Raw genomic sequence first — 24,715 nt, forward strand, 5'->3', positions numbered from 1 at the left:
CCCGGGACACGCACGCTCGCGCCAAAAAAGGGGGTCAGGCCTTGATGCGGATCTCACCCGGCGTCCACCAGCCGCTGCGGGTGGCGCTGCCCAGCTCCAGCTCGGCCGGCGAGGCCGGGATCACCTCATCGAACTTGCGCAGCGAGCCCCAGTCGCGGCCCCAGTCGTGGTTCAGGTACGTGGCCATCACGTGCGCCCGCAACAGCATGTCGGAGATGCCCAGCAGCCCGCCGTTGACCCCGTCCTGCCAGGTGTCGGTGTCCTGCTTCTTGGCGTTGTAGTCCGGGGTGATCCGGTACTTGGGCACCTCGGTGACGCCGTTGGCGTGCAGCATCGGATGCTGGCACGGGAACGCCAGGCCGACCGCCCAGTCCAGCAGCACCGGCTGCTCGGAGCCGATGTACTCCTGGATGGTCTTCACCTCGGGCAGCCGCGGCGGGGTGAACGCGATCCAGTCCCGCGGGTTCAGCGACTTGTCCACGGCCACAATGCGAACCGCGACCGCGTCGGCGGGGATCTGCTTGCGCGGGTAACGCAGGTTGCGCCACATCCGCGCCTGCTCGCCGAACAGGTCGTAGGGCACCAGCCGCCCGCCGGGCACCACGGCGCCGTCCGGGCCGGGCAGTCCGTACTCCAATTGCACGTCCTGGCCGGTGGTGTAGCCCTTGAGCACGCTGTTGCCGGCGATGGTGCCCGCCGCGGTCACCGCCAGCAGCGGATGTGCGTCATCTGCCGCAGGCAGCTCATACCACGCGGAAGTGAGCTTGGACTCCTGCTGACCGTCGGTCGAGTAGCTGCCGGCCAGCGGAATCCGGGCCGGGTCCAGGCCGTAGGGCAGCGGGACCCTCGAGCCATTAACGCCAGCTGCCGGCAATTTCTTCGGGGCGTCCCAGTCGTAGTCGGTGCCGGGCTGGGTGATGCTCATCCGCAGCGACTCGGCCACGATCTTCTCCGGTACCCCGTTGGCGGTGAACCCGACCGGGTCGACGCCGCCCAGTGGGCCGAGCTCACCGTAGTCGCCCGGCAGCGGGGTGAGCGCACCGTCGTTGGGGTCGGGTTCGACCAGCACATTGTCGGCCTGCCCGCAGCCGCCCACGAAGGCGCGCACGTTGGCCAGACCGTTGGAGTAACTGGGGTATTCGCGGACGATGCCGATCGCCATCGAGGCCACGAACACGCACACCATGAAGCCGGCCGCCACCGGCACCGGGGCGGCGGTCAGCGCTCGCGCCACCGTGCCCTCGCCGCGGTCCCTCGGCGCGAAGTGCAGCCAGGCCGCCCACCCCGCCGTGATCGCGAACAGCGCGAAGAAGATGGTGCTGACGGTGACGGACCCGATGCGCGGCATGTCGGCGTTGAACGGCACCCCGTAGCTCGAGACGTACCACCAGCCGTTGGTGGTGGCGAAGCACAGTGCGAGCACGAACAGCACCGCCGCGGCGAACGCCATCCGGTTACGCGACCAGCGCACCACTTGTCGGGAGACCAGCACGGTCGTCAGCGCGGCCATCGCGCCGGCTACTGCGGCGAACAGCCCGAAGTGGTGCACCCACTTGGTGGGGGCGAACATCAGCGAGAACATCGTGGCCAGGATGACGCCCATCAGCCGCCACACCGGCCCGCTGGCCACCCCGGCGATCCGCTTGCGCCGCAACATGATGAACATCGCGGTGAACAGGCACAGCGCACAGATCAGGAACCCGAACCGCCGCGACAGCGAACCGTCGACGGTGGGCAGGACCAGATAGTAGTAGCGCAGGTTCTCGGTGTACCAGGCCTGGCTGGGGCCGATCGCGGTGCGAATCCTGGTGGCCTCCAACACCGCACGCACCGTCTGGTCGGCGAAGACCACGGTCAGGATGATCGCGCCGGCGGCCAGCAGCGGCGCCACCAGCGCCCAGGTACCGTGAATCCGGTGCCGGCGCACCAGGATGCGCAGCAGCGGCCGCCCACCGGCCAGCAGCGCGGCCACCGCGATCAGCCCGGTCGGCTGGATGCCCAGGGTGAACGCCGCGCAGATGATCGCCAGCGCCGCCGGGGTCAGCCGGCCGGAGATGATCGCCCGCTCCACCAGCACCCAGGTGATCAGCGCGCCGACCGCGATGATCCCCTCGGGCCGCAGGCCGTTGTTGAACGGCATCCAGGCGGCCAGCAGCACCGTCCCGGCCGCCCACAGCGCGGGCCTACTGGCGGCCACCGCCGGGCCGAACCGGGGCAGTACTTCGCGGCTCAGCAGCAGCCAGCACACCAACCCGGCCACCAGGTCGGGCAGCCGGATCCAGATGCTGGCATCGGAGACGTGCGTCATCAGCGCCAGCAGGTTGTAGTACCAGCCGAACGGGTCCTCCGGGCTGCCGAACCAGCGGAAGTAGTTGCTCATATAGCCGGCGTGATCGGCTACCCGGGCCATGCCGAGGATGTAGCCGTCGTCGGAGGAGTTCGCCCCGATCACGTACCAGACCACGAAGCCCAGCACCACCGCGACGTCGGCCAGCGAGAAGAACCGCCAGCGGGAAGGGATCAGCCGGTGCATCCGGCGGCCGTCGAGCCGGTCCAGGCGCCACAGCGCCAGCACCGCGATCACGGTGGCCAGGATCGCCGCGAAGATCGCGGCCCGCTTCAAAGCCGTCGGCTGGGTGGAGAAGCGGGTGTCGATATCGGCGGTCAGCGAAAGACCTTCCGGCGCCGGGCCGCTCAGGTCGGAGAACACCCCGACGATCTGCGGGCGCAGGTTCGGGTCCGGCCAGCCGTAGCGTTGCGTGACCCCGCCGATGGTCGCGAAGGTGCCGTCGTGCGACGAGGTGACCTCGATGTCGGTACAGCCGGGGCCTTCCACCTTGGCCCGCGGCGCGGTGGCCAGCACCACGTTGCGGTCGGTGACATCCACCCGCTTCTCGGTGACGGTGATGAACAGCCCGTTGAGTGCGGCGTCCTTGCCCTTGGCCGGCGCGGTCGACAGCAGCGTGCCGCCCTCGGCGGGCAGCTCACGTACCAGCGCGCACGGCGCCTTCACCGACATCGAGACCGGGGTCTGGGAGATCAGCGGCGCGGTGACGCTGTGCAACTCGCCGTGCTGCGGCCAGTTCAGCGTCGCGGTGGTCTGCACCACCGGCAGCAGCGGGGTGGCCACCGACAGCAGGAAGCCGACCAGGCCGGCGATGATCGCTACCAGGCGCGTGGTGCGAATACTCATGGCAGTGCTCGAATCGGTCCGGGCCGGCTCCAGCCGGTGACGGTCATGGTGCCCTCGTCGATGACGGCGTCGGGCGCGGTCTTGGTGGGGATCAGCCGGTGGTAGGCCTCCACCGCACCCCAGTCGCGATACCAGTCGTCGCGCAGGTAGGTCGGCACGGTGGTGGTCCACAGCATCGCCTGGGTGATCATGAACGGCCCACCGTCCTCGGCGGACTGCCACAGGTTCGACGAGGCCGCGGTCTGCTTGTGATCCGGCATGATCCGGTACTCGGGGAGCTCGGCGACTCCGAGGTGTTCGGAGAACGGCCGCTGGCACGGGAAGTTCGCCGCGACCGCGATGTCCATCAGCACCGGGGTCTGCGAGCCCATCAGCTCGCCGATGGTCTGCACTACCGGCACCCGCGGCGGGGTGAAGGCGATCCACTGTTCGGTGGACAGGTTCGGGTCGTTGGCCACGACGCGCACCACGTCGGTGCCGGGCGGCGCCCACGCCAGCGGGAATCGCAGGTTGCGCCAGGAGTTCTGCGGCCCGATGTCGATGGGCTCCACCTCGCCCAATGACTTGACGGTGCCGTCGGGCCGGGTGGTGCCCCATTCCAGTTTCAGCGGCTGGCCGTAATCGAGCTTGCCGTCCTCGCCGTGCGACCAGATGGCGCCCGCGGCGCTGACGACGACGATGGGAGCCCGTTGCGCGCCGGGCTCCGGCAGCCGGTACCAGACCGAGGTGGCGTGCGCGGCCACCTGCTCCTTGTACGACCCGAGCACCGGTGTGACGGCCGGGTTCAGGCCGAACGGCAGCGCCACCCGGGATCCGTTCACCCCGTCCGGGGCGTCGTCGGGAATCTTGCCGCCGGCGGTGCCCGCGGCGTCGCTCTGGTTGGCGCTGGGTTTGTTGGGGGAGGCGTCGGCGTTGGGCACACCGGGCTTGGCGATCACCGCCAGCGAGGTCAGGTCGTCGTCGACGGCGTTGGGGTCGAAACCGTACGGGTCGGTGCCGCCGAGCGGGCCGAGCTCGCCGTAACGCTGGCCCGGGATCGGTTGCAGCAGACCGGCATTGGTATCCGGTTCGGCGAGCACGTCGTCGGCCATGCCGCAGGAGGACAGGCCGGAGAGGAGGGCGTCGGCGTTGGCCCGGGCGGTGGTGTAGGCCGGGTACCGCCCGGCCGCGGCCTTGGCCATCGAGCCGACCATCAGCAGCACCATCAGGCTCGAGACGACCAGCAGTGGTGTCGACGCCAGGATCCGGTTGCGCCGGGTGGCGGTGACCTGGGTGTGGCCGGCGTAGTCCAGCCGGAAGTGCTGCCAGCCGGCCAGCAGGCCGGTGGCGATCGAGGCTGCCAGGAACATCGAGGTGACCGGGCGGCTGGCGATCACCGGCGGGATGTCGAACCACGGCACGCCGTAGCCGCCGACGTAGAACCAGCCGTTGACGCCCGAGGTCGCCCAGGCGACCAGGAACAGCAGCGCGGTGACGTACAGCGTCATGTTGCGTCGACTGTGCAGTCCGACCCGGGCGAAGGTGAACGCGGTGACCGCGGCCAGCGCCCCGGCCAGCCCGGCGAACCCGCCGAACTGCACCGCCCACTTGGTCGGGGTGAAGGTCAACAGCAGCAGGCCCACCGCCGTCGTCCCGATCAGCCGCCAGGCGGGCCCGCTGGCCACCCCGGCGATCCGGCCGCGCCGCAGCAGGATCACCAGCATGGCGAACATGCAGAACAGCAGCACCAGCACGGCGAACCTGCGGGTCATCGAGGCGTCGACGTTCTCCTCGACGGTCAGGAAGTAGTAGCGCAGGAACTCCTGATACCAGGCGATCGTCGGCCCGACGACATATTTGATGCGGGCGGACTCGGCGACCGCGGCCAGCGTCTGCGACCGGCACACCACCACGGCGATCACCGAGGCCGCCGCGGCCAGCACCGCCAGCGGGCCGGCCAGGCCGTCGAGGGCTCGGCGCTTGCGGATCACCCCTTCGATGGCGCGCGATCCGGTCAGCAGCGGAGCCAGCGCGATCAGCCCGTGCGGGGCCAGCGTCACGGTGAAGACGGCCACCAGGATCGCGCACGCGGTCGGCACCAGCCGGCGGGTGGCGATGGTGTGCTCCACCAGCACCCAGACCACCAGCGTGCCCAGCGCGATCAGCGGTTCGGGGCGCAGGCCGTTGTTGAACGGCAGCCAGGCCGCCGCGAACATCATCGCGGCGGTGAACACCGCGATTCGGTTGCCGGACAGCCGGCCCAGCCGAGGCAGGATGCGGCGGCTAATGATCAGCCAGCAGGCCATGCCGGCCAGCGTGGCGGGCAGCCGCATCCACACTCCGGCGGTGCTGAGGCTGCTCAGTTGGCCCAGCAGTGCCGGATACCAGTCGAAGGGGGCCTCGCTGGCGCCGAAGAAGCGGTAATAGTTGGCGACGTACCCGGCGTGCTCGACGTTGCGGGCCATCGTGAGGTTGTAGCCGTCGTCGCTGGAGATGGCGCCGATGACGTGCCACAGCGCCAGGGTGGCCAGCACCCCGATGTCGGCCAGCCAGGTTATCGGGTTGGCCTTGAACCAGTGCCGCCAGCTGCGCGGGGTGCGGTGGGTGTGGCGGCGGTCCAAGACCGCCAGCGCGATGATCGACGCCAGCACCGCCAGCACCCCCAGGGCCATCACGGCGGCCTTGAGCGTCGTCGGGTTGGTGATGAAGCGGGTGTCGACGGCGATGTGCGCGCTCAGGCCCGGCTCCGGGCCGACTTTGAGCTCGGTGAAGATGCCGCCGATCTGCGGCTTGTTCTCCGGCGGCAGGCTGCCGGAGGCACCCGGTATGCCGACGAATTCGGCGCCGACATCGCCGGGGTTGGCCCACAGGCGCAGTTGGCTGCAGTCGGCGATCTTGTTGCGGGGGGCGGCCGCGGCCACATGATCGCGGTAGGCGGCGAACACGGTGGTCTTGTTGGCTCGCACGAACAGGCCGTGCGCGGTGGCGTCGACGCCGCCGGCCGGCACCGTGGACACCACCAGGCCGCCGCTGGCCGGCAGCGTGGCGATGGCCGAGCAGGGGATGGTGATGTCCAGGCCGCGCGGTGCTCCGGAGACCAGCGGGGCGGTGACGTCGGTGACGTGGCCTTGCGCGTCAACGCCCTGCGGCCAAGCGATGGTGGCGGTGGTCTGTCGGGCCGGGAGCAGCGGCGTGATGCCGCACAGCAACACGCCGGCGATGCCGGCGACCACCGCGATCAGCCGGGCGAGTCGATGGCGGTGCTGGTCCTTAGGCTGCGCGGAGGGGGAGGACACGAGCCTCGATGTTATGCGACCGGGGTCCCGAAGCCGGGGACCCCCGTCCCGCCCGTCGGGCGCGGAAGCCCCTCACCGCCGCGCGGCCGGGAGATATGTGGTTGTTGCCCGCCTACGAGCGACACTGCACGTCATGTCGGGTCGCGCAACGCGGCGGCCCGGGCGCGCAGCGCCATCACCCGCTGGTGGATCCGATACTCGGTGCTGCGCGGCATAAACGCCGGGCCGTAGAGTCCGCGGCCGCGCCGGTACACCCGGCCGTGCTCGCGCTCCCATCGCAACGCATCCGAGATCGCCTTCGACGTCATGACCGGACCTTGCCATCGCGGCCTGACATCATGACCGGACCCTGCCATCGCGGTCTGACATAACGCACGTTGTCGCTCGGAGGTGGGCAACTGTCCAAATGGTCCGGAGCCGCGACGGCAGGCAGGTCGGATCAAAGCTCGATCACCTGCAGCACCGCGTCCAAGCCGGCGAAGTCGGCGGGGTTGCGGGTTGCCAGTGCGGCGTTGTCGGCGACGGCGACGGCCGCGATCATCACATCGACCCGGCGCCTTCTGCCGGTCGTTCGCCCGGAGGCAGCGATGATCGCACACAGTTCGCGGTACACGTCCGCTTCACGCTGGGTGAACCCAACGCCCTCCCCGTAGGCGTGGCGTAACCGGGTGAGGTCCACCCGTGCCCGCGCGGCGATCTGCGGATCCGGGTGGGTCGTACCCTCACTGAATTCGGCGAAGGCAATTGCCGACACCAATAGTTGGTGGGTCCCGGGCGGAAGGCGCTCCCAATGCGGGCGTTGAATCAACAGATTCGTGTCGAGGTGGATCTTCACGGGCCGCCGACTCGACCGGATTGATCCCGGCCGCTTTCGACGAGTCGCAACATCTCGGCTTCGTAATGGTCTGGCCTGGGACTGTCATACAACCCCGAGGCCATGATCTGTTCGGGACTGGCGCCGGTACGTTCGGGGGCGGCGCGGGAGGGTTGCTCGGGCGACGGGTCCTGCCCCCTGACGATCACCACACCAGTGGCCGCGCCGTGGTTGGTGACCTGGAACGTCGTTCCCTTCGCCGCCGCGTCGATGACCCGCGAGGCGTTCTGTCGAAGTTCACGAATCCCCACCGACTCCACTTCCATGACGACAGGGTAGCACCGTTGTAGCTCATATGTAGCACATTGTGGGCCGAGGTGCCGCGCGGAGAAACCCAGAAACCGCCAGGAAACTCAGTGCCGCAGCGGCGCCGGGCTCCACAACCCGGACCGGACCGCCGTGCCCAGCTCCAGCTCAGCCGGCGTCGCCGCAGGGTAGTACGGCGTCAACTGCTGCAGCGCACCCCAGTCCCGGAACCAGTCGTGGTTCAGATAGCTGGGCACCGTGGTCGCGCGCACCAATAGCTCGGTGATGCCCAGCGGGCCACCGCCGTTGTTGTCCATCACCGGCGAGTTCGCCTCGGCGCCGAAGCGGTCCGGCAGGATCCGCCACTTGGGCACCTCGGTCACCCCGTTCTGGTGGCCGAACGGCCGCTGGCACGGGAACGCCAGACCCACCAGCCAGTCCAGCAGCACCGGGTCCGACGACCCCACCACGTCCTGCAGGCTGCGCAGCTGCGGAACGCGCGGCGGCGTCACCGCGATCCAGTGCTGCGGCGCCAGGTCGTCGTCGCGGACCACCAACCGGATCCGGGTGGCCTCGGCCGGGATCGCCGACATCGGCGTGCGCAGGTTGCGCCACGCCGGCACCGCCCCGATGTCACCGAAGTCGATGGTGCCGCCCGGCTTGTCGTTGGCGGCACCGGCGTCGGTGGCCCACTGCGCGGTCACCTCACCCCGGTCGAACCGGCCGGCGGCCGCCACCACCAGCAGCGGCCCGGCGTTCGCCCGGTCGGCGGGCAGCCGGTACCACGTCGAGCGCAGCTGCGCGGGCACCTGCACCCCGGGACGCCAGCTGCCCAGCACCGGCACCCGGGCCGGATCCAGCTTGTAGGGCAGCCGGGCCCGCGAGCCGTTGATGCCCTCGCGGGCGGTGGTGCCGCCCTCGGTGCCGGCCTCGCCGCTGGTCTCGGCGCCGGTCTGCGCGTCGTCGTCGGCCAGGCGGCCCAGCCCGGGCGGGCCGATCACCTGGTCGGCGGAGACGTCGGCGGGAATCCCGTTGGGCGCGAACCCGGCCGAGAACGTCGCGCCGAGTGCGTCGGCGACGGGTGTGTCGATCGGCTCGAGCATCCCGGCGTTGGGGTCCTGTTCCACCAGTACGTCATCGGCCAGCCCGCACGTCTTGCCGGTGCCCAGCACGGGAATGGCGGCCAGGTTCGACCGGCCCACCGTCCACGCCGGGTACTGGCCGAGCATCGACACCGTCAGCGACACCACCTGGAAGGTGATCAGCGCCCAGGAGGCGATTGCCAGCGGGTAGCCGGAGAGCGCCGCCCAGCGCGGCGGTCGGTCCTCGCCGTTGACGAAGTGGAACCACGCCGCGACCAGCAACGCGAGCACCGTCAGCCCCACGCCCACGGTGGCGAACGCCAGATGCCACTTGGGGAACGCGTTCGACCACGGCACCCCGAAGTTGGAGACGTACCACCAGCCGTTGACGCTGGCGAACGACAGCGCGGTGATGAACAGCACCAGCGCGGTGAACAGCGTCCGGTTGCGCCGCGAATGCATCGCCGCGGCGCCCACCGCGACGGCGGCCAGCGCACCCAGCGAACCGGCCAGCCCGGCGAACACCCCGAAGTGGTGCGTCCACTTGGTGGGGGTGAACATCATCGCGATGAACGAGATGATGGTGATCCCGATGATGCGCCGGCTCGGCCCGGCCGCGGTGCCGGGAATCCGGCCCTTGCGCAACGCCATCGCCACGCTCACCGCCAGCGCGACACCCAGCGCCAGCACCGGGAACCGGCGCGCCACCGAACCGTCCGGGGTGGCCAGGAACAGCCGCTCGTAGCGGACATGCTCCTCGAACCAGGCCAGGCTGGGCCCGACCGCGGATTTCAGGGTGCTGGCCTCCAGCTCGCCGGCCAACGTCTGGTCGCGGAAGATCACGATCGCGGTGATGCTGATCGCGGCGGCGATCGGCGCCAGCAGCGGTGCCAACCCGAACTGTGCCGAGCGCCGGTGCAAGATGGTGCGCAGCGGCCCGATCGCCACCAACAGCGCACCGATGGAGGCGATCCCGGTCGGCCCGGAGAACAGCGTCAGCGCGCCGATGATGCAGGCGACCGCCAACGGCAGCAGTCGGCTGGTGGCCACCGCCCGCTCCACCGAGCACCAGGTCGCCAGGATGCCCAGCGCGATGATCGGCTCCGGGCGCAGCCCGTTGTTGAGCGGCAGCCAGAACGCCAGGAACATGCCGGCCGCGGTCCAGGCCGCCGCCGTGCTGTGTTTGACGGCGTGGCCCAGCCGGGGCAGCACTTCGCGGCTGATCAGCCACCAGCAGGCCAGTGCCATGCCCAGCGTGGGCAGTCGCATCCAGATGCTGGTGGTCGACACCTGCGACCACACCGCCAGTAGGTCGTAGTACCAGCCGAACGGCGCCTCCGGGGTGCCGAACCAGCGGTAGAAGTTGGCCATGTAGCCGGCGTGCTCGGAGATGCGCGCCATGGTCAGGATGTAGCCGTCGTCGCTGGTGTTGGCCCCGATGAAGTGCCACCACACCAGGACCAGGGTGACCAGCGCGTCCAGCGGCGACATCGACCACCAGCGGGCCGGCAGGAACCGGCGGTGCCGGGTGCCGTCGGCGGTGTCCAGCACATGCAGGGCGATCAGCGCGAGGATCGTCAGCGCCACCCCGAGGATCATCGCGGCCAGCTTCAGCGGCGTCGGCGCGCTGGAGAAGCGGCTGTCGACAGTGGCGCTGAAGTCCAGTCCGTCCGGCGCCGGCCCGGACAGGTCGGTGTAGACGCCGACGATCTGCGGCCGGAAGTCATAGCCGCTGCGGGTGCCGGTCAGCGGTGAGCCGGGGTGCTCGGCGTTGGGTCCGTGCTTGAGGCCGACGAACTCGGCGGTGACCCGGTCGGCGTGCGCGGTGAACGTCAGCTTCTGGCAGTCGGGGCCGAGCACCTGCGACAGCGGCGCCACCACCACCGGCACGTTGCGCACCACCAGGACCAGGTCGTCGTTGACGCGTTCGATGAGCAGTCCGCGGTCGACGGCCTTGGGCGCCTGCTTGGGCACCGTGGACAGCAGCACGGTGTTGGTCTTGGTCAGGCCCGCGGCGGCCCGGCATGGCACGGTGATGTCCAGATCGGTGGCCACATAGCTGATCAGCGGTGCTTGCACGCTGGCCCACGCACCGTTCTGCGGCCAGTTGAGTTCGGCGGTGGTCTGCTTGACCGGCAACAATGGGGTGAGGATCGCCAGCAGGGTGCCCAGTACGCCGGCGACGACGGCGACGGCCCGAGCGATGCGGAAGTCGGCGCGCGTATCGGTCACGGACCTAGATGCTATCGGGGCGCTCGGCGGCCCCGCGTGGTGTGTCTAGCCGGGCAGACTCGGACTATGGACACTGTCGATTACGCCCCCGGCCGGCTCGCCGATTTGTTCGGTGAGCGTTCCCAGCGGACCGCGCTGCTGTGGCACGGCAAGCAGCCCGACGCCCGCACGGCGCTCCGGCCGCTGGCCGAACTGGTGGCCGCGCACGACGTGCACGTGGTGGTGCCCGACTGGAATTCCCACCACGACGACGGCGGGCGCGCAGATCTGCTGGGATCGGTGCAGTTCGCGCGCGAACGCGCTGACGACGCCGACGGCCTGATCCTGGTGGGCTGGTCGATGGGCGGCCTCGCCGCCGCCGGGCTGGCGGTGCACGCGAGCCGCTACGACGTCAGCTTCTCCCACGTGGTCTGCCTGGCCGGCGCGTTCATGGTTGCCGACCCGATCAGCGGCGAGCATCCGGTGGCCGGGCTGCCGGGCGGCCGGCGCTGCCCGATCACGCTGCTGCACGGCACATCCGACGATGTCGTCCCGGTGACGGCCAGCCGCGAGTTCGCCGCCGCCCTGGCGCACCACCGGTGGCCGGTGGAGTCGTACGAGCTGTCCGCCGATCACGGGTCGATCGCCGGAGCAACCTACGACCCCGAGGCCGACCGCTATGCGGCCGCCACCGACCGCCGCACGTTGGCGGTCGCAGCCGAGGTGGCCGAGCGCATCACCGCCGCACCGCCAGCACGAACGGGCCGATCTTCTCCACGCTGAATGCCGGCCCGTCGAACAGCGCGGCGTCCAGTTCCACGGTGTAGCGCTTCACGTTGGGATGGTTGGGATAGACGTCCTTGGCCAGCCGCAACGCGTAGGTGTCCCCGGCACCGGGCCGCAGCAGGAACACCGTCGGCGCCGGCCAGGGCAGGTCGTCGAGGGCGCGGGTGAACTGCGCCGAGGTCTCCAGCTTCGACCAGGCCTCGATCGCGGCGGCGCGCGCGGAGAACTGCGCCAGCGGGTTGGCGTAGTGGCTCGTCAGGCCCTGGAACCCCCAGTAGGGGTAGTAGGACAAGAAGCTGTAGTCGGCGGTGAGCACCACCGTCTCGTCGCGCGCCTTGCCGGTGGCCTTGGTGATGGCGGCGTCAACCGCTTCGTAGTACTTCGCCGCGCCGGGCGGGCGCCGGTCGCCGCGCTGGCCGTGGCCGTCGGTGTCGGTGTAGGCCACGGTGATGTCGGGCCGCAGCACCTCGGGGATGTCCTGGGTGAACGCCAGCGCCCCGGCCAGCCCGACGGCGGTAGCCACCGGATGCACCACCAGATGCCAACCGGTCCCGGCCCGGCTGAGCGCCCGGGTGCCCTCGATGAAGCCGAACACCCCGGCGGTGGCCAGCAGCACGGTCAGCGTCGGCTGCAGCCGGAAACTCAGCAGCGTGGTGCGGGCCAGCGTCGACACCATCGACAGCAGGGACCACAGGTAGACGCCGACGACGCCGATCGCCAGTGCGCCCGCCCGGGTGGAGCTGCGGGCTTTGACCACCAGCCATCCGGTGCCCAGCAGGCACAGCGCGCCGAGCAGGGTGAACTGCAGCATCGGGAAGCTCAGCTCGGCGCCGTCGCCGGGCAGATAGTGCCGGGCGCTGCCGGTGTCGCTGACCGGGTGGTTCAGTGTGGCCAGCAGATACGGCGTCCAGGTGATTGCCGCGATGGCCACCGCGATGACACCGATCACCAGCAGGCGGGCCAGTGGGCGCAGCGCCGCTTTGAGGCCGTCGCGGAGGCGCGACGCCGCCAGCAGCAGCGCCATCAGCGTCACGGTGGACGCGCTGTAGGCCACCAGCAGGGTGTAGAAGGTGGCGGCGAAGCCGAGGAAGAGGCCGGTGCCCACAAGGGCTCCTCCGCCCGTTCGCCCGCCGGCGCCGTCATTCGCGAAGGAGCGGCGCCCGGGGGCCCGCAGGCCCGACCAGGCCATGATCAGCACCGGCGGCAGCAACACGGTGATCATCGCCGCATAGGGCTCCGGGGAGCTGTAGGCCAGCGTGATCGCGGCGCCGGCGATGGTGGCGATCAGCGCGTACTCGAAGCGGATCAGCTTGTTCCACAGCACCAGAGCGACCGCGGCCGCCACCGCCATCGAGGTGATCGCCCACGGCTTGTACATCTCCCAGCCCGGGATGCCGGTCAGCGCCGCGGCCCGGCCGCCCAGCCAGAACCAGCCCGGCGGGTAGTACGACGGCAGCCCGAGGTAGGTCATGTCGTGTAGCGCTGGGCTGTCGGTCAACCGGGTCAGGTATTCGGTGCGGAACTGCTGGTCCACCGAGATCCCGAACAGATACAGCTTGGTGGCGCCCAGCGGCATCGCCAGCGTCACCACCGAGAACGCGCTGGTTAACACCACCGCCGCCAGCCACGCCAGCGCCCGCCGGCCGCGCCGCCACAGCAAGCCGGCGCCGGCCAACCCGGCCAGACAGCCGACCTGCCCGACGGTGGTCAGCGCGTGCAGTTGGTTCGACGACGGGTAGGCCGGCCATTGCACCCGGGCGATGGCCAGCAGTGCGACCACGGCGACGACGACGGCGATGACGCCGGCCAGGATCATCTGCCCGACGGTGGCCAGCGCGGTGCGCATCAGCGGCGGCCTGTCGAGTCGGCGGCGGCGGAGGGGGTGTGGCTGTTGCCCGCCTTTGAGCGACAGCGGGCGATCGCCCGGGGGTGGCAGCGCGCCGAGTGTGCGGTTTGGGCGCGATATGCCGGTGATTTCATGCCAAAACGCACACTCGGCGGGGGGCGGTGAGGCGTGGGCGGCATAGGGGAGGCGACCGGGATCAGATGGGCAGTCGGCGGAAGATCGCCCGCGGGACGTGCCGCAGCACCATCATCACGTAGCGGAAAGCCCCTGGCGCCCACACCAATTCCTTGCCCTTGGCGGCCGCGGTGACCGCCAGCTCGGCGACGTCTTCCTTGTCGACGGTCAGCGGCGCCTCCTTGACGTGTGCGGAGAACCGGGTGCGCACCTGGCCGGGCCGGATCACCAGCACCCGCACCCCGTCGTCGCGGAGCGCCTCACCCAGGCCGAGGTAGAAGCCGTCGAGCCCGGCCTTGGTGGAGCCGTAGACGAAGTTGGTGCGGCGCACCCGCTCACCGGCCACCGAACTCATTACGATGATCTGCCCGAAGCCCTGGGCGCCCATCTTGTTCGCCAGCAACACCCCGACCGAAACCGCTGCGGTGTAGTTGATCCCGGCGACCTGCACGGCCTTGGCCTGGTTGTGCCAGAGCTCCTCGGCGTCGGCGTCCATGCCGAACGCCACGATCGCGACATCTATATCGCCGTCGCTGAAGGCGGCGTCGATCATCGCCGGGTGAGCGGCGGTGTCGAGGGCGTCGAAGTCGATCACCCGCACCGACTTGGCACCGGCCGCCTCCAGCTGCGCCACGGCGTCGTCGCGGCCGGGATCGCCCGGCAGACAGGCCAGCACCACGCTCGCCGAGGCGTGGCGCAGGTAGCGCGCACAGATCGCCAGCCCGATCTCGGACGTACCGCCGAGCACCAGGATGGACTGGGGATTTCCGGTGGCGTCAAGCACCATCTACAGCAGCTCCAAACGTCGGGCCATGTCGGAGGCGAAGACCCCGTCGGGGTCGGCCCTGCGGCGCACCGCAATCCACTCGTCGATGCGCGGGTACATGGCGTGGAAATTCTCCGCGGTGGTGCGGGAATCCTTGGCGGTGTAGAGCCGGCCGCCGAACTCCATCACCCGGCGGTCCAGCCCGTTGAGGAACTCGTCGAGCCCGGGCTTGATCGGAAAGTCCATGGCGACGTTCCAGCCGGCCATCGGGAAGCTCAGCGGCGCCCGGTTGCCGGGTCCGAACAGTTTGAACACGTTCAGCGCCGACGAGTGCCCGCTGGCCTGGATGTCGCGGATGATCGCCTTGAACTCCTCGACCGCCTCGGTGGGAACCAGGAACTGGTACTGGGCGAAACCCGCCGTGCCGTAGGCCCGATTCCATTCCCCCAGCAGGTCCAGCGGGTGGTAGAACTGCGTCAGGTTCTGGATCTTGCCGCGGTAGTGCCCGCCGCGCCGGTAGTACAGCTCGCCGATCACGCTGGCCGACAGCTTGTTCATCAACCCGTTCGGGAAGATGTCGGGCACCGTCATCAGCTGCGGCGCGTCGAATTTCAGCGGGTTGCGGGCCAGCTTCTTGGGCAGCTCGTCGCGTAGTGCCAGCCGGCCCCGGGTGATGGCCGCCCGGCCGAGTTTCGGTGGCGCGCTGACGGCGTCGAACCAGGCCGAAGAGTAGGTGTAGTCGGCCTCGCTGCCGTCGCTGTGGAACGCCACGGTCTCGTCCAGGTCGGCGGTGTTGTCGCCGTCGTTGATGAAGTACGCGGTTTCGGTGGGGGTCATCGCGATGACGGCGCGCACGATGATCCCGGTCAGCCCGTTGCCGCCGACGGTGGCCCAGAACAACTCGGCCTCGGAGCCGTCCGGAGTCAGATGCCGCACCGAACCGTCGGCGGTCAGCAACTCCATCGACACCACGTGGTTGCCGAAACTGCCCTCACTGTGGTGGTTCTTGCCGTGGATGTCGCAGGCGATCGCGCCGCCGATGGTGACCTGGCGGGTGCCCGGCAGCACCGGTACCCACAGGCCGAACGGCAAGGCGGCCTTCATCAACTGGTCCAGGCTGACGCCGCCGTCGACGTCGACGACGCCGTCATCGGCGGAGATCGAGTGGATCCGGTTCAGCGCGGTCATGTCGACGACCAGGCCGCCGCCGTTCTGGGCGTTGTCGCCGTAGGAGCGACCCAGGCCGCGGGCGATCACGCCGCGCCGGTTCGCGAGGGATCCGTGATCGGATGCGCGCGCCACGGCTTTGGCGATGATCTCGACGTCCGGGGTGGACAGCACCTGCGCCACGCTCGGCGCGGTGCGGCCCCAACCCGTCAGCCGCCGCGTGGTCGTCTGCAACTCGGTGCTCAACATCGCAAGTGAGGGTACCGCCAACGCGCCCGCAAACCGGTTCCGCGTGACTAATCGGATGACTACCGTTACGATCGCGCAATGCCTGAGACTCCCCCCACAGATTCCGCCTCTTCGGCCAAGCCCGCCAAGCCCAAGACCGCGGGTTTTCCGAAAACTTCCACTTCGTCCTCGGGACTGTCGGTGCCGACGATCGCCGCTCTCGCGTTGTCGGTGCTCGCCATCGTGTTGGCCGTCTTCGGCTGGTTCTACCCGTCGACGGGCCAGAAATTCTCCGGCGATCAGCGCCAGGAAGCCAAGGGCAAGATCTGCGACGCGCAGGCCGTGGTGCGCCAAGGCACCCAGTTCAACACCAACCTGCAGAACCCGGTGCCCGGCGACCTGGCCGGTGACCTGGCGGTCGGCACCAACGCCCGGCTGTCGTTGTTCGCCGGCGGTGCGTTCCTGCACCAGCGCCTGGAGGCCAATCCGGCCACCCCGGATGACCTGTCCAAGGCCGTCGGCGACATGGCCGACACGCTGGAGGCGCTGAGCATCAACTACCTGGCCGGGCACTCGCCGGACGACTCGGTGCAGCAGCCGCTGCGCGACCAGCTGCGCGGTCAGATCGACGTGCTCGACAACCTCTGCCAGCCGGAGTAACCCCCTTCAGAATCCGTTATCCGATCTCAGCACCGGTTGCGCCAGTCGCGCAGCCGGTGCTGAGTCGTTTCCGGGGCAGTACGGGAGGTCCGCGGGCGATGGCAAGCTCAGCGGAGTTCGCGGACCTGAAAGTCGCTCCGCACCTTGCTGATCCGCTGGTAATCGCGGTCGCGATGCAAGACGCCGGCCCCGTGGTACAGCGCTGTCTCCGCGATGAACAAGTCGGGTAACGGCGTTCGATGCCACATCCCGCGATGATGGGCCAGATCACGCTGAAGGCGGCGAACCCGGTCGAAGATGTCGGCCGGTGCGGACAGCACCGGGTAGGCGTCACGAACCGCGGCGGACTGGCTGTCGTAGTCGGCGCCGGACCGCGCCGAGTACAGCCACTCGAGTTCGCTCATCTCACAGAGAGCCACGTCGGCCAGGTCGATATCGTCCGGCAACGCCGCACCGCCCACAAGCCGCACGTGCGCGCTCTTGTCGAGCAGCCAGAGGGTCATCGCCACGCCTGGTCAGACAACAGCGCATCGGTGTCGACCTGCTTGCCCGCGCTCGCCAGGTGCTCGGTGATCCGTCGCCGCCGCTCGTCGGCCTCGCCCTGCGCCTCGGCTATCAGCCGGCGCAACGCTGATTCCACCGTGGATCGCAGCGTGCTGCCGGTCACCGACTGGGCCTTGCGCACCAGCTCCTCGTCGAGCTCGATTGTTGTCCGCTTCACCGTCATGCATACATATTAACAGTGTATAAGTACATAATATCGCGACCGCCCCGGGGATGGGCAGTCCGGGGCGGTAGCCGGGAACGGCGACAGCATCTGCTCGACGACGTCGTCAGAAACTTCGCCGTGTCCCAGCGACAGTGGTGTCCAAGGCGGGAGCCCGAACGCCAGGAAGACGCCCGCGGAGGCGGCCCGCGACGGTGGAGCTCTCGTGTACGTGAGTCCGTCAGCGTCTACCAGCACGAGCTCAGGCTGGACCCCCTCCCCCGCCGTTTTCTATGACGAGGCTGAGTTTGTGTGGTCTACGTAAGCGAGGTGGAGGCGTGGGATCGAACGGGCTGGAGCGGGACCGCAGCAGCCGTGCCGTCCACGGCGCGGCGGCCCGCGGGGTCGAGCGTGAAGGCCGGCGCATGCGTTCGAACTGCGCTTTTCCCGGTTGAAGCAGTGACACCATTCAACATGCATCCTGATTACCGACAAGAATCATTACCGCAGCTAAGTGAATGGCGAGGTTAGTTTCACGGCGCCACCTGTCAAGCTGTGGCGTCAGAAAGCCTTTAGTGGGCTGTGCTTATCGCGCCTGTTCGGCTCGACGGGGCCGCAGCGATCTAGTCCACCTCACGTGTACTAAATTGACGGGTACGTCAATTAACTGTGGCTGAGGTTGAGGCGGTGTTCAGCATTCGGGGCGACCCGAGGTGGCAGCGACCAGTGGGGCAGGCGAGTGGCGAAGCGCTAAAAGAAGCCGATGACCTGCGGGAATAGCTCGCCAGAAGGCGCATCTGGCAACCAATAGACAAGCAGTCTTTTTCTGAGAATTGGAAAATTTTCTAAGAAAGTTTGACCGACAAGACAGTGCTGATTCAGGCCTATAAGGCCATGTTAGCGCCCATTACTGACGGGTAACTCGCGTCATTCCGGCTTTGTGTACCGGGGTTGACGCGACGAGAATTAGCGTTAACGTAGCCCCACACAGCGTTTGTTGTGCCGCCGCTATGTGCAAGCTAAGGGGAATCAGGTCATGTCTCGTCAACGTCAAAGTGTGTCCAAAGGTCGTCGTCGTAGCCGGGTGGTTGGTGCCGGCAGCGCCGTCGGTGCGTTCCTCGCGTTCGGGATGGCCCCGACCGCGGTCGCGCCGGCGCACGCCGACTTCGACGACGTGCTCATCGACCTGCTCGGTCAGGATCTGGGCGACGCCTTCGCCGGGTTGGGCGCCAACCTCGGGGATCAGGGCGCCTGGGAGGTGGTCTTGGACCCGGCCAGTTGGTCGGCCTTCTTCGACGGCCTCGGCAGTCAGAGCACCTGGGACGCGGTCCTGGCCGATCTCGACCTGAACGCCGCGGGCTCGGCCGTCGCCGACCTGCCCGGTTCGGCCGCCGCCTTCAACTGGGGCGACATCAACTGGCTGATGCCGTTCGGTAACGGCCAGGACGGCACCGAAGCCCACCCGGATGGCTACGCCGGTGGCTGGATCTGGGGCAATGGTGGCGACGGCTGGACCGCTGACGGGACGGGGACCGGCGCCGACGCCGACAACGGTGGCGACGGCGGCCAGGCCGGCCTGTTCGGCGGCGACGGCGGTAACGGCGGCAACGGCTTCGAATCAGGTGACGGCGGTGACGGCGGTGCCGCCGGGCTGTTCTCGTGGTTCAGCTCCGGCGGTGACGGTGGTGCCGGCGGCGACGAAGGCGGTAACGGCGGCAATGGTGGTGACGCCGCTACGTGGGGCTTCTTCAGCACCGCGGGTAACGGTGGTGACGGTGGCGCCGGTGCGATCGGTGCTGCGGGTACGGCGGGCGCGGTGGCCGGCGCTGACGGAACCAACGGTGGTACCGGCGGTAAGGGCGGTAACGGCGGCGCCGGCGGTAAGGGCTCGACGTTCTTTGGCGCCGGCGGTAAAGGCGGCGCGGGTGGCATTGGTGGCGCCGGCGGCGAAGGTGGCGAGGGCGCGGCCGGCACCGCCGGTGACGCGGACGACCCGGACGGCACGGCCGCTGGTGACGGTGGCGAAGGTGGTGCCGGTGGTGCCGCCGGTAACGCGGGCGCGGGCGGTGCGGGCGGTTGGTTCGCCGCCAAGGGTGCCGATGGCCTGGCCGGGATCCAGGGCGTCGGCGGTAACGGTGGCGAAGGTGGTGTTGGTGGTGCCGGCTATGACGCCGCCTCCGACGAGGACGCTTTGCCGGGTACCGATGGTGGCAATGGTGGTGCCGGCGGTGCTGGTGGTGCTGGCGGTGAGGGCTCCACGGACGGGGCGCATGGCGTTGGCGGTGTTGGTGGTGCCGGTGGTAGCGGCAGCGACGGCGCCAACGGCGGCGTGGGCAAGGCGGGCACGGCGACCAGCACGACCGGTGGTGCCGGCGGCAACGGTGGCGATGGCGGCGACGCGGGCAAGGGTGGCGCCGGTGGTGACTCCGGTGGCGGCAACCACGCCGCCGACGGCGCCAACGGCAGCGCCGGTAAGGGCGGCAACGGTGGTACCGGTGGCCAGGGCTACGACGCCGCCACTGACCCGCTCGCGGTGGCCGGTGCCCACGGCGGCGACGGCGGCGTCGGCGGCAACGCCGGCAAGGGCGGCCTAGAGGTTGACGGCAGCCATGCGGCTGCTGGTGCGGCCGGCGTCGGCGGTAACGGTGGTGACGGCGCGACCGGTCAAGCCGGTACGCAGAGCGGCATCAACTCGCCGACGGCCGGCGGTACTGGTGGTAACGGCGGTAACGGCGGCCAGGGCGGTCTCGAGGCCGATGGCACGCACGCTCACCAGGGTGACGGCGGCAATGGCGGCACCGGTGGTGTCGGTGGCGACGCGGCCAGGGATGGCGATGGCAACTTCATCGGCAACGGCCTGAGCCCAGCAAACCCCGCCTCGATCGGTGCGGGTGCTTCCGGTGGCAACGGTGGTAACGGTGGGACCGGCTTCCACGCCGGGACCGGTGGTGACGGTGGTGTCGGCGGCAAGGGCGTCTATGGCGGCACTGGTGGTAACGGTGGTACCGGCGGCGCGGTCGGCGGGGACCACATTGGCGGCAACGGTGGTACGGGTGGTGCCGGTGGCGAGGGCTCCGGCCACGGCGGCTACGGCGGACAGGGCGGTGCCGGTGCGAATGCGACCGGGACCGACACCGCCGGTAACGGTGGCGACGGCGGCGTCGGCGGTGACACCACCGGCGAGGGCAACACCGGCCTATACGGCACGCTGGCCGGTGGCCACGGCGGTAACGGTGGTGTCGGCGGTAGCTCCGAGGACGGCCAGGCCGGCGCCGGTGGTGACGGCGGCGACGGTGGGACCGGCGCACCGGCCGACACCACTGACGAAAGCACTCTCGCCACGACTTTGACCACTGGCGGCTCGGGTGGCACCGGCGGTAACGGTGGCGCAACCATCGATGGAACCGCCGGTAACGGCGGCACCGGCGGTGACGGTGGCGCCGGCAGCTTCACCGGCGGTCACGGTGGCGCCGGCGGTAATGGTGGGGCTGTGGCCACCGGCGGTGAGGGCACTGCGGGTGCCGGCGGTAACGGTGGCACCGGTGCCGACGGTGGCGTCATCGGTGACGGTGCGACCGGCGGTCACGGCGGCGGCGGCGGGACTGGGGCGGCTGCTGACGGTACGACCGCGGGCCAGGGCGGTGGCGGCGGTGCAGGCGGCGGTGGCGCCATCATCATCGGCACCAACGGCGGCACCGTCAGCGACAACATCGCGATCGGTGGTAACGGCAGCGCTGGTGCTGCCGGTAGCACCAGCGGGGTGGGCAGCAACGGCTCCACCGGCGGCGGCGCGGGCATCGTGGCAGACGGCACCGGCAGCAGCATTGCCCACAGCAGCGCAACCGGAGGTAACGCCGGGGGCGGTGACGCCAATGGCGGAATCGGCGGTGACGGCGGTGGTGCGTTGATCCTGGCCAACAATGCTGGTGCCGTCGGTTACGCGGACGCTGTCGGCAATACCGGTGGCAGCGGCACCGATGGCGGAACCGGCGGAACCGGCGGTGCCGGTGTGATTACCGCGAACAACGGCACGGTCACCAGTGACACCGACACGGGTATGAACAGCACCGCCACCGGCGGAGTCGGCGGTGCCGGTATCGATGGTGGCCAGGGCGGTGCCGGTGGTGCAGGCAACCTGACTGCCGGCGCTGGCGGTGTCGCCTACGGCCAGGTCACCGGCGGCGCTGGCGGCAGCGGCACCGACGCGACCAGCACCGGTGGTGACGGTGGTAAGGCCAGTATCGAAGGCGGCTACTCCAACGCCGCGTTGGGCTACGGCGGCCCGGGCGGCACCGCCCACGGCTCTGCTACCGGTAACACCGGCGGTAACGCCAGCAACGGCGGCACCGGTGGTACGGGCGGCGGAGCCCATGTTCTCGCCGGCGGAGCGGGGGCCAACAGCTTCGGCACCACCATCGGTGGGGTCGGCGGTGGCGGCGACGGCGGCACCGGCGGTAACGGCGGCACAGGTGCCGTCGCGGCGCTGAGCGCCGGGTCGACCGCAACGGGTTCCGCCAACGGCGGCGACGGCAATGACGGCTCCAACGGTGGTACCGGCGGCAACGGTGGCCTCGGGTGGGTCCGGGCTTTGGGTCTGGGCAGCAACGCCGATGGCACTGCAACCGCTGGCAACGGCGGCTCGGGTGACGACGCCACTGGTGGCGCTGGTGGCCAGGCTCGAGTTGAGACCAACTCGGCAGGCGGCGTGATCATCAACGGCACCGCGAACAGCGGCAACGGCGGTGACGGCGCCGACGGCGTCAATGGTGCTGCCGGCGGACGGGCCAGCGTCGAGACCGGCAATGAGGGCCAGCAGGCCACCAACGTCGGAGGCTATGTGAAGGACAGCACCGCGACCGCCGGCAACAGCGTCGGCGACCAGGCCGGTGGCCTGGCCAAGGTGACCGCCGCCGGCAAGCTCGGTGACGACAACAGCGTGGTGATCGGCAGCTCCGCGACCGGCGGCAACGCCGGCGACGGCGGGGCCGGTGGGTTCGGGCTGCTGCAGGCAGAGCACGGCGGCACGATCACCGGCAGCTCAGCCACCGGCGTGGCCGGCAGCGACTCGGCTGCGGGTGGCTCGGCGACGGTCAACGCCACCGGCAGCGACAGCACGATCACCGACACCCACGCGATCGGTGGTGCGGCGGGAACCGGCGTGAGCGACGACGGGTCGGGCACCGGCGGCAACGGCGGTGCGGCCAGTGCCTTGGCAACCGGCGGCGGTGCGGTTGACACCGCAACGGTGACAGGCGGCGAGGGCGGCAACGGCAGCAATGGCGGCACTGGTGGTGCCGGCGGCGACGGCTTCGTTTACGCCTACAACACGGGCAGCACCGCTACCGGTACGGCTACGGGTGGCGCTGGTGGCGATGGCATCGACGGCGGCGCCGGCGGTGGCGGCGGCAAGGCCACCGTCGGGGGCGGCTACGAGGACACACCAGGCGGTTCGGCCAGCGGCACCGCCACCGGCGGGGCGGGCGGCAACGGTACCGACGACAACAGCGTCGGTGGCGACGGAGGCAACGGCTGGGTGGTCGCTGCCACGGGATTCGGACACGACACCGCCACCGCGAGCGGCACCGGCACCGGCGGCGCTGGTGGTAGCGGCTACGCCGGCGGCCACGGCGGGGCCGGCGGGGCGGGCATTGTCGGCGCCGGTACCGGCGGTAGCCCCAGCGGGGGCTATGCCATCAACGGCACCGGCACCGGCGGGGTTGGCGGCAACGGCTATGACGGCGGAAGTGGCGGCAGGGGTGGTACGGGCTTCGTCATCGGCCAGTACGGCTGGACCACTACCGACGGCACAGCTACCGGCGGTGCAGGCGGTAACAGCGGTACCGGCGTCGGCAATGGGCACGGCGGGAACGGCGGCTACGGCTATCTGGATGCCGCTAGCAGCACTTCCGCGACGAGCACACTCGGTGGCAGCTCCACCGGCGGCGCCGGAGGGGCCGGCGGGAACGGTGGCACCGGCGGCGCTCTCGGCGGGGCCGGTGGCGACGGCGGCAACGCGCAGATGTGGTTCGGTACCAACAACAACTCCCTGGGCGGTGCCGGCGGTGCCGGCGGCAACGGCGGAGTCGGTGCCGGCAACGACGGTGCCGCCGGTGGCCACGGTGGCTTCGCTGGGGTCAACGGCAGTGGCGACGTCGGCTCCCTCACAAATAGCGATGCTACCGGCGGGGCCGGCGGCGCGGGCGGAGCCGGGACGGCTGCCTCTGCTGGCGGCGTGGGCGGCGGCGGCGGCAACGCCAACATTGGGATCAGCGGCGCAGACAGCACGATCTCTGATGCCGACGCCACCGGCGGGCTTGGCGGCAGCGGCGGCACTAACGGTGCTACCGGTGGCACCGGTGGGGACGCCAACGTCGTGGCCGCGACTGGCGGCCACGTGACTGCCAACGCCGACAATGGCGGCGCTGCAAGCACTGTGACCGGCGGAGCCGGGGGTAACGGTAGCGTCGGCGGGGCCGGCGGGACCGGCGGCAACGGCCTGATCGACGCACAGCATGGGGCCACCGCTTACGGTGACGCAACCGGTGGAGCCGGAGGTAACGCCAGCGGGGCCGGCAGCCAGGGCGGCACGGCCGGAAACGGCAACATCTGGGCCGGTCGGCCCTACGTCGCCTACGACGGTGGCCTCGCACACGGAACCTCCTTGGGCGGTGCGGGAGGTGCCGCGACGGGCGCCGGCTCGGTCGGCGGCAACGGGAGCATCGGGAGCATCGGTGCCACCGGTCCGAATGCCGAGGCCAGCGGATCCGCCACTGGCGGTAGCGGTGGTGCCGGCGTAGACGGTGGTACGGGCGGCAATATCAGTTACAACGCGCCTGCTCAGATCACCGCGTTGGGACCGGATGCCAAGGCCACCGACGTCACTGCTGTCGGCGGCACGGGCGGCAAGGGTATCGGTGCTGACGGGATTGGCGGCGACGGTGGGTACGTCCACGTCGGCGCGGACAACATTGCCAATGACCCCGATGGCAGCTCGTGGACCAACGGCTCCGCCACGGCTGGCAACGGTGGTGACGGCGACGGTGTCGACAACAGTGGGCCCTCGGGACGGGGTGGGTCTGACGACATCATCAGTGGCCCGGGAGTGCACACCAGCGATCAGGACATCACCCTGCCGAGCGGTCATAACGCGCCGTAATCGCCTCGTCACCGCTACCGCCGTCATCGGTGGTAGCGGTGACGGCGTCGGTAAACCGGACGGGGGCTGGGCGATTCGGGCTCCCCTAGTAGTTCCGCCGTCGACCGATGCAATTCTGCGGCTGGGTCGAAAGACCCAGCCGCAGTTGTTATTTGGCATCACTCACCGGGGGTTTGGGCGCTTGTATAGGATTCGGAGGCCCGAGACACGTGGTCGCACAGGCGTTGTAGCGTCAACACGCCACGCTGTCGTGCTTGATTCGGACGGCTAGCGGTTACCTGACGGCCTCGTCCAGCTATCGCCGGCTGTCGGCGTCACTGGAGGTAACCGAAGCCTGCGGCGAGT

The 24,715-nt window shown here is 70.0% G+C and carries 14 protein-coding genes; 3 read left to right on the forward strand and 11 right to left on the reverse strand.

Going from position 1 to position 24,715, the window contains the following annotated elements; translation table 11 throughout:
* Positions 1-34: 34 nt before the first annotated feature.
* The 6 genes from AWC24_RS12505 to AWC24_RS12525 form a co-directional block, all read right to left on the reverse strand.
* Positions 35-3,193: an arabinosyltransferase domain-containing protein gene (locus AWC24_RS12505; protein ID WP_085085361.1), complete on the reverse strand. Its 3,159-nt coding sequence runs from the start codon at positions 3,191-3,193 to the stop codon at positions 35-37.
* Positions 3,190-6,468 (reverse strand): arabinosyltransferase domain-containing protein, encoded by a 3,279-nt coding sequence (locus tag AWC24_RS12510; protein WP_085085363.1) that lies wholly within the window; start codon positions 6,466-6,468, stop codon positions 3,190-3,192. The genes AWC24_RS12505 and AWC24_RS12510 overlap by 4 nt, the downstream gene beginning before the upstream one ends.
* A 131-nt stretch (positions 6,469-6,599) precedes the next feature.
* Positions 6,600-6,776 carry a hypothetical protein gene (locus AWC24_RS22480; RefSeq protein ID WP_165757739.1) on the reverse strand — a complete coding sequence of 59 codons (177 nt, stop codon included), beginning with the start codon at positions 6,774-6,776 and terminating at the stop codon, positions 6,600-6,602.
* A gap of 131 nt (positions 6,777-6,907) precedes the next feature.
* Positions 6,908-7,303, reverse strand: coding sequence for a PIN domain-containing protein (locus AWC24_RS12515; protein ID WP_083038033.1), 396 nt, complete (start codon positions 7,301-7,303; stop codon positions 6,908-6,910).
* The gene (locus AWC24_RS12520) at positions 7,300-7,608 is read right to left on the reverse strand and encodes a type II toxin-antitoxin system Phd/YefM family antitoxin (protein ID WP_085085365.1); all 309 of its coding nucleotides are present in this window, start codon (positions 7,606-7,608) and stop codon (positions 7,300-7,302) included. Before AWC24_RS12520 ends, AWC24_RS12515 begins: the two co-directional genes overlap by 4 nt.
* 87 nt (positions 7,609-7,695) lie before the next feature.
* Positions 7,696-10,917: an arabinosyltransferase domain-containing protein gene (locus AWC24_RS12525; protein WP_407663468.1), complete on the reverse strand. Its 3,222-nt coding sequence runs from the start codon at positions 10,915-10,917 to the stop codon at positions 7,696-7,698.
* A gap of 51 nt (positions 10,918-10,968) precedes the next feature.
* On the opposite strand from AWC24_RS12525, the gene AWC24_RS12530 reads away from it, so the two are divergent.
* Complete coding sequence (locus AWC24_RS12530; protein ID WP_085085369.1) at positions 10,969-11,664, forward strand: alpha/beta hydrolase; 696 nt, start codon at positions 10,969-10,971, stop codon at positions 11,662-11,664.
* Here AWC24_RS12530 and AWC24_RS12535 read toward each other — a convergent pair.
* From AWC24_RS12535 to dprE1, 3 genes are all read right to left on the reverse strand, one after another.
* The gene (locus tag AWC24_RS12535) at positions 11,618-13,513 is read right to left on the reverse strand and encodes a galactan 5-O-arabinofuranosyltransferase (protein ID WP_085085371.1); all 1,896 of its coding nucleotides are present in this window, start codon (positions 13,511-13,513) and stop codon (positions 11,618-11,620) included. The genes AWC24_RS12530 and AWC24_RS12535 overlap by 47 nt on opposite strands.
* A 196-nt stretch (positions 13,514-13,709) precedes the next feature.
* The gene (gene dprE2, locus AWC24_RS12540) at positions 13,710-14,474 is read right to left on the reverse strand and encodes a decaprenylphospho-beta-D-erythro-pentofuranosid-2-ulose 2-reductase (RefSeq protein ID WP_085085373.1); all 765 of its coding nucleotides are present in this window, start codon (positions 14,472-14,474) and stop codon (positions 13,710-13,712) included.
* On the reverse strand, positions 14,475-15,869 hold the full coding sequence (dprE1, locus tag AWC24_RS12545; RefSeq protein WP_085085375.1) for a decaprenylphosphoryl-beta-D-ribose oxidase: 1,395 nt from the start codon (positions 15,867-15,869) through the stop codon (positions 14,475-14,477).
* A gap of 78 nt (positions 15,870-15,947) precedes the next feature.
* Here dprE1 and AWC24_RS12550 point away from each other — a divergent pair, with 78 nt between their 5' ends.
* On the forward strand, positions 15,948-16,508 hold the full coding sequence (locus AWC24_RS12550) for a hypothetical protein (protein WP_234807354.1): 561 nt from the start codon (positions 15,948-15,950) through the stop codon (positions 16,506-16,508).
* Positions 16,509-16,615: 107 nt separating this feature from the next.
* On the opposite strand, the gene AWC24_RS12555 is transcribed toward AWC24_RS12550, so the two are convergent.
* Positions 16,616-17,011, reverse strand: coding sequence for a PIN domain-containing protein (locus AWC24_RS12555; protein WP_083038112.1), 396 nt, complete (start codon positions 17,009-17,011; stop codon positions 16,616-16,618).
* The gene (locus AWC24_RS12560) at positions 17,008-17,235 is read right to left on the reverse strand and encodes a type II toxin-antitoxin system VapB family antitoxin (protein ID WP_174813661.1); all 228 of its coding nucleotides are present in this window, start codon (positions 17,233-17,235) and stop codon (positions 17,008-17,010) included. Before AWC24_RS12560 ends, AWC24_RS12555 begins: the two co-directional genes overlap by 4 nt.
* A gap of 1,036 nt (positions 17,236-18,271) precedes the next feature.
* On the opposite strand from AWC24_RS12560, the gene AWC24_RS23355 reads away from it, so the two are divergent.
* Complete coding sequence (locus AWC24_RS23355) at positions 18,272-24,370, forward strand: beta strand repeat-containing protein (RefSeq protein ID WP_163705457.1); 6,099 nt, start codon at positions 18,272-18,274, stop codon at positions 24,368-24,370.
* Positions 24,371-24,715: the final 345 nt, after the last annotated feature.

This window comes from Mycolicibacter senuensis (assembly GCF_002101885.1).
GTDB lineage: Bacteria > Actinomycetota > Actinomycetes > Mycobacteriales > Mycobacteriaceae > Mycobacterium > Mycobacterium senuense.

Coding starts and splice junctions, on each gene's coding strand:
- AWC24_RS12505 (WP_085085361.1), bottom strand. CDS start 3,193: ATGAGTATTCGCACCACGCGCCTGGTAGCGATCATCGCCGGCCTGGTC.
- AWC24_RS22480 (WP_165757739.1), bottom strand. CDS start 6,776: ATGACGTCGAAGGCGATCTCGGATGCGTTGCGATGGGAGCGCGAGCAC.
- AWC24_RS12520 (WP_085085365.1), bottom strand. CDS start 7,608: ATGGAAGTGGAGTCGGTGGGGATTCGTGAACTTCGACAGAACGCCTCG.
- AWC24_RS12530 (WP_085085369.1), top strand. CDS start 10,969: ATGGACACTGTCGATTACGCCCCCGGCCGGCTCGCCGATTTGTTCGGT.
- AWC24_RS12535 (WP_085085371.1), bottom strand. CDS start 13,513: ATGCGCACCGCGCTGGCCACCGTCGGGCAGATGATCCTGGCCGGCGTC.
- dprE2 (WP_085085373.1), bottom strand. CDS start 14,474: ATGGTGCTTGACGCCACCGGAAATCCCCAGTCCATCCTGGTGCTCGGC.
- dprE1 (WP_085085375.1), bottom strand. CDS start 15,869: ATGTTGAGCACCGAGTTGCAGACGACCACGCGGCGGCTGACGGGTTGG.
- AWC24_RS12550 (WP_234807354.1), top strand. CDS start 15,948: ATGCCTGAGACTCCCCCCACAGATTCCGCCTCTTCGGCCAAGCCCGCC.
- AWC24_RS12555 (WP_083038112.1), bottom strand. CDS start 17,011: ATGACCCTCTGGCTGCTCGACAAGAGCGCGCACGTGCGGCTTGTGGGC.
- AWC24_RS12560 (WP_174813661.1), bottom strand. CDS start 17,235: ATGACGGTGAAGCGGACAACAATCGAGCTCGACGAGGAGCTGGTGCGC.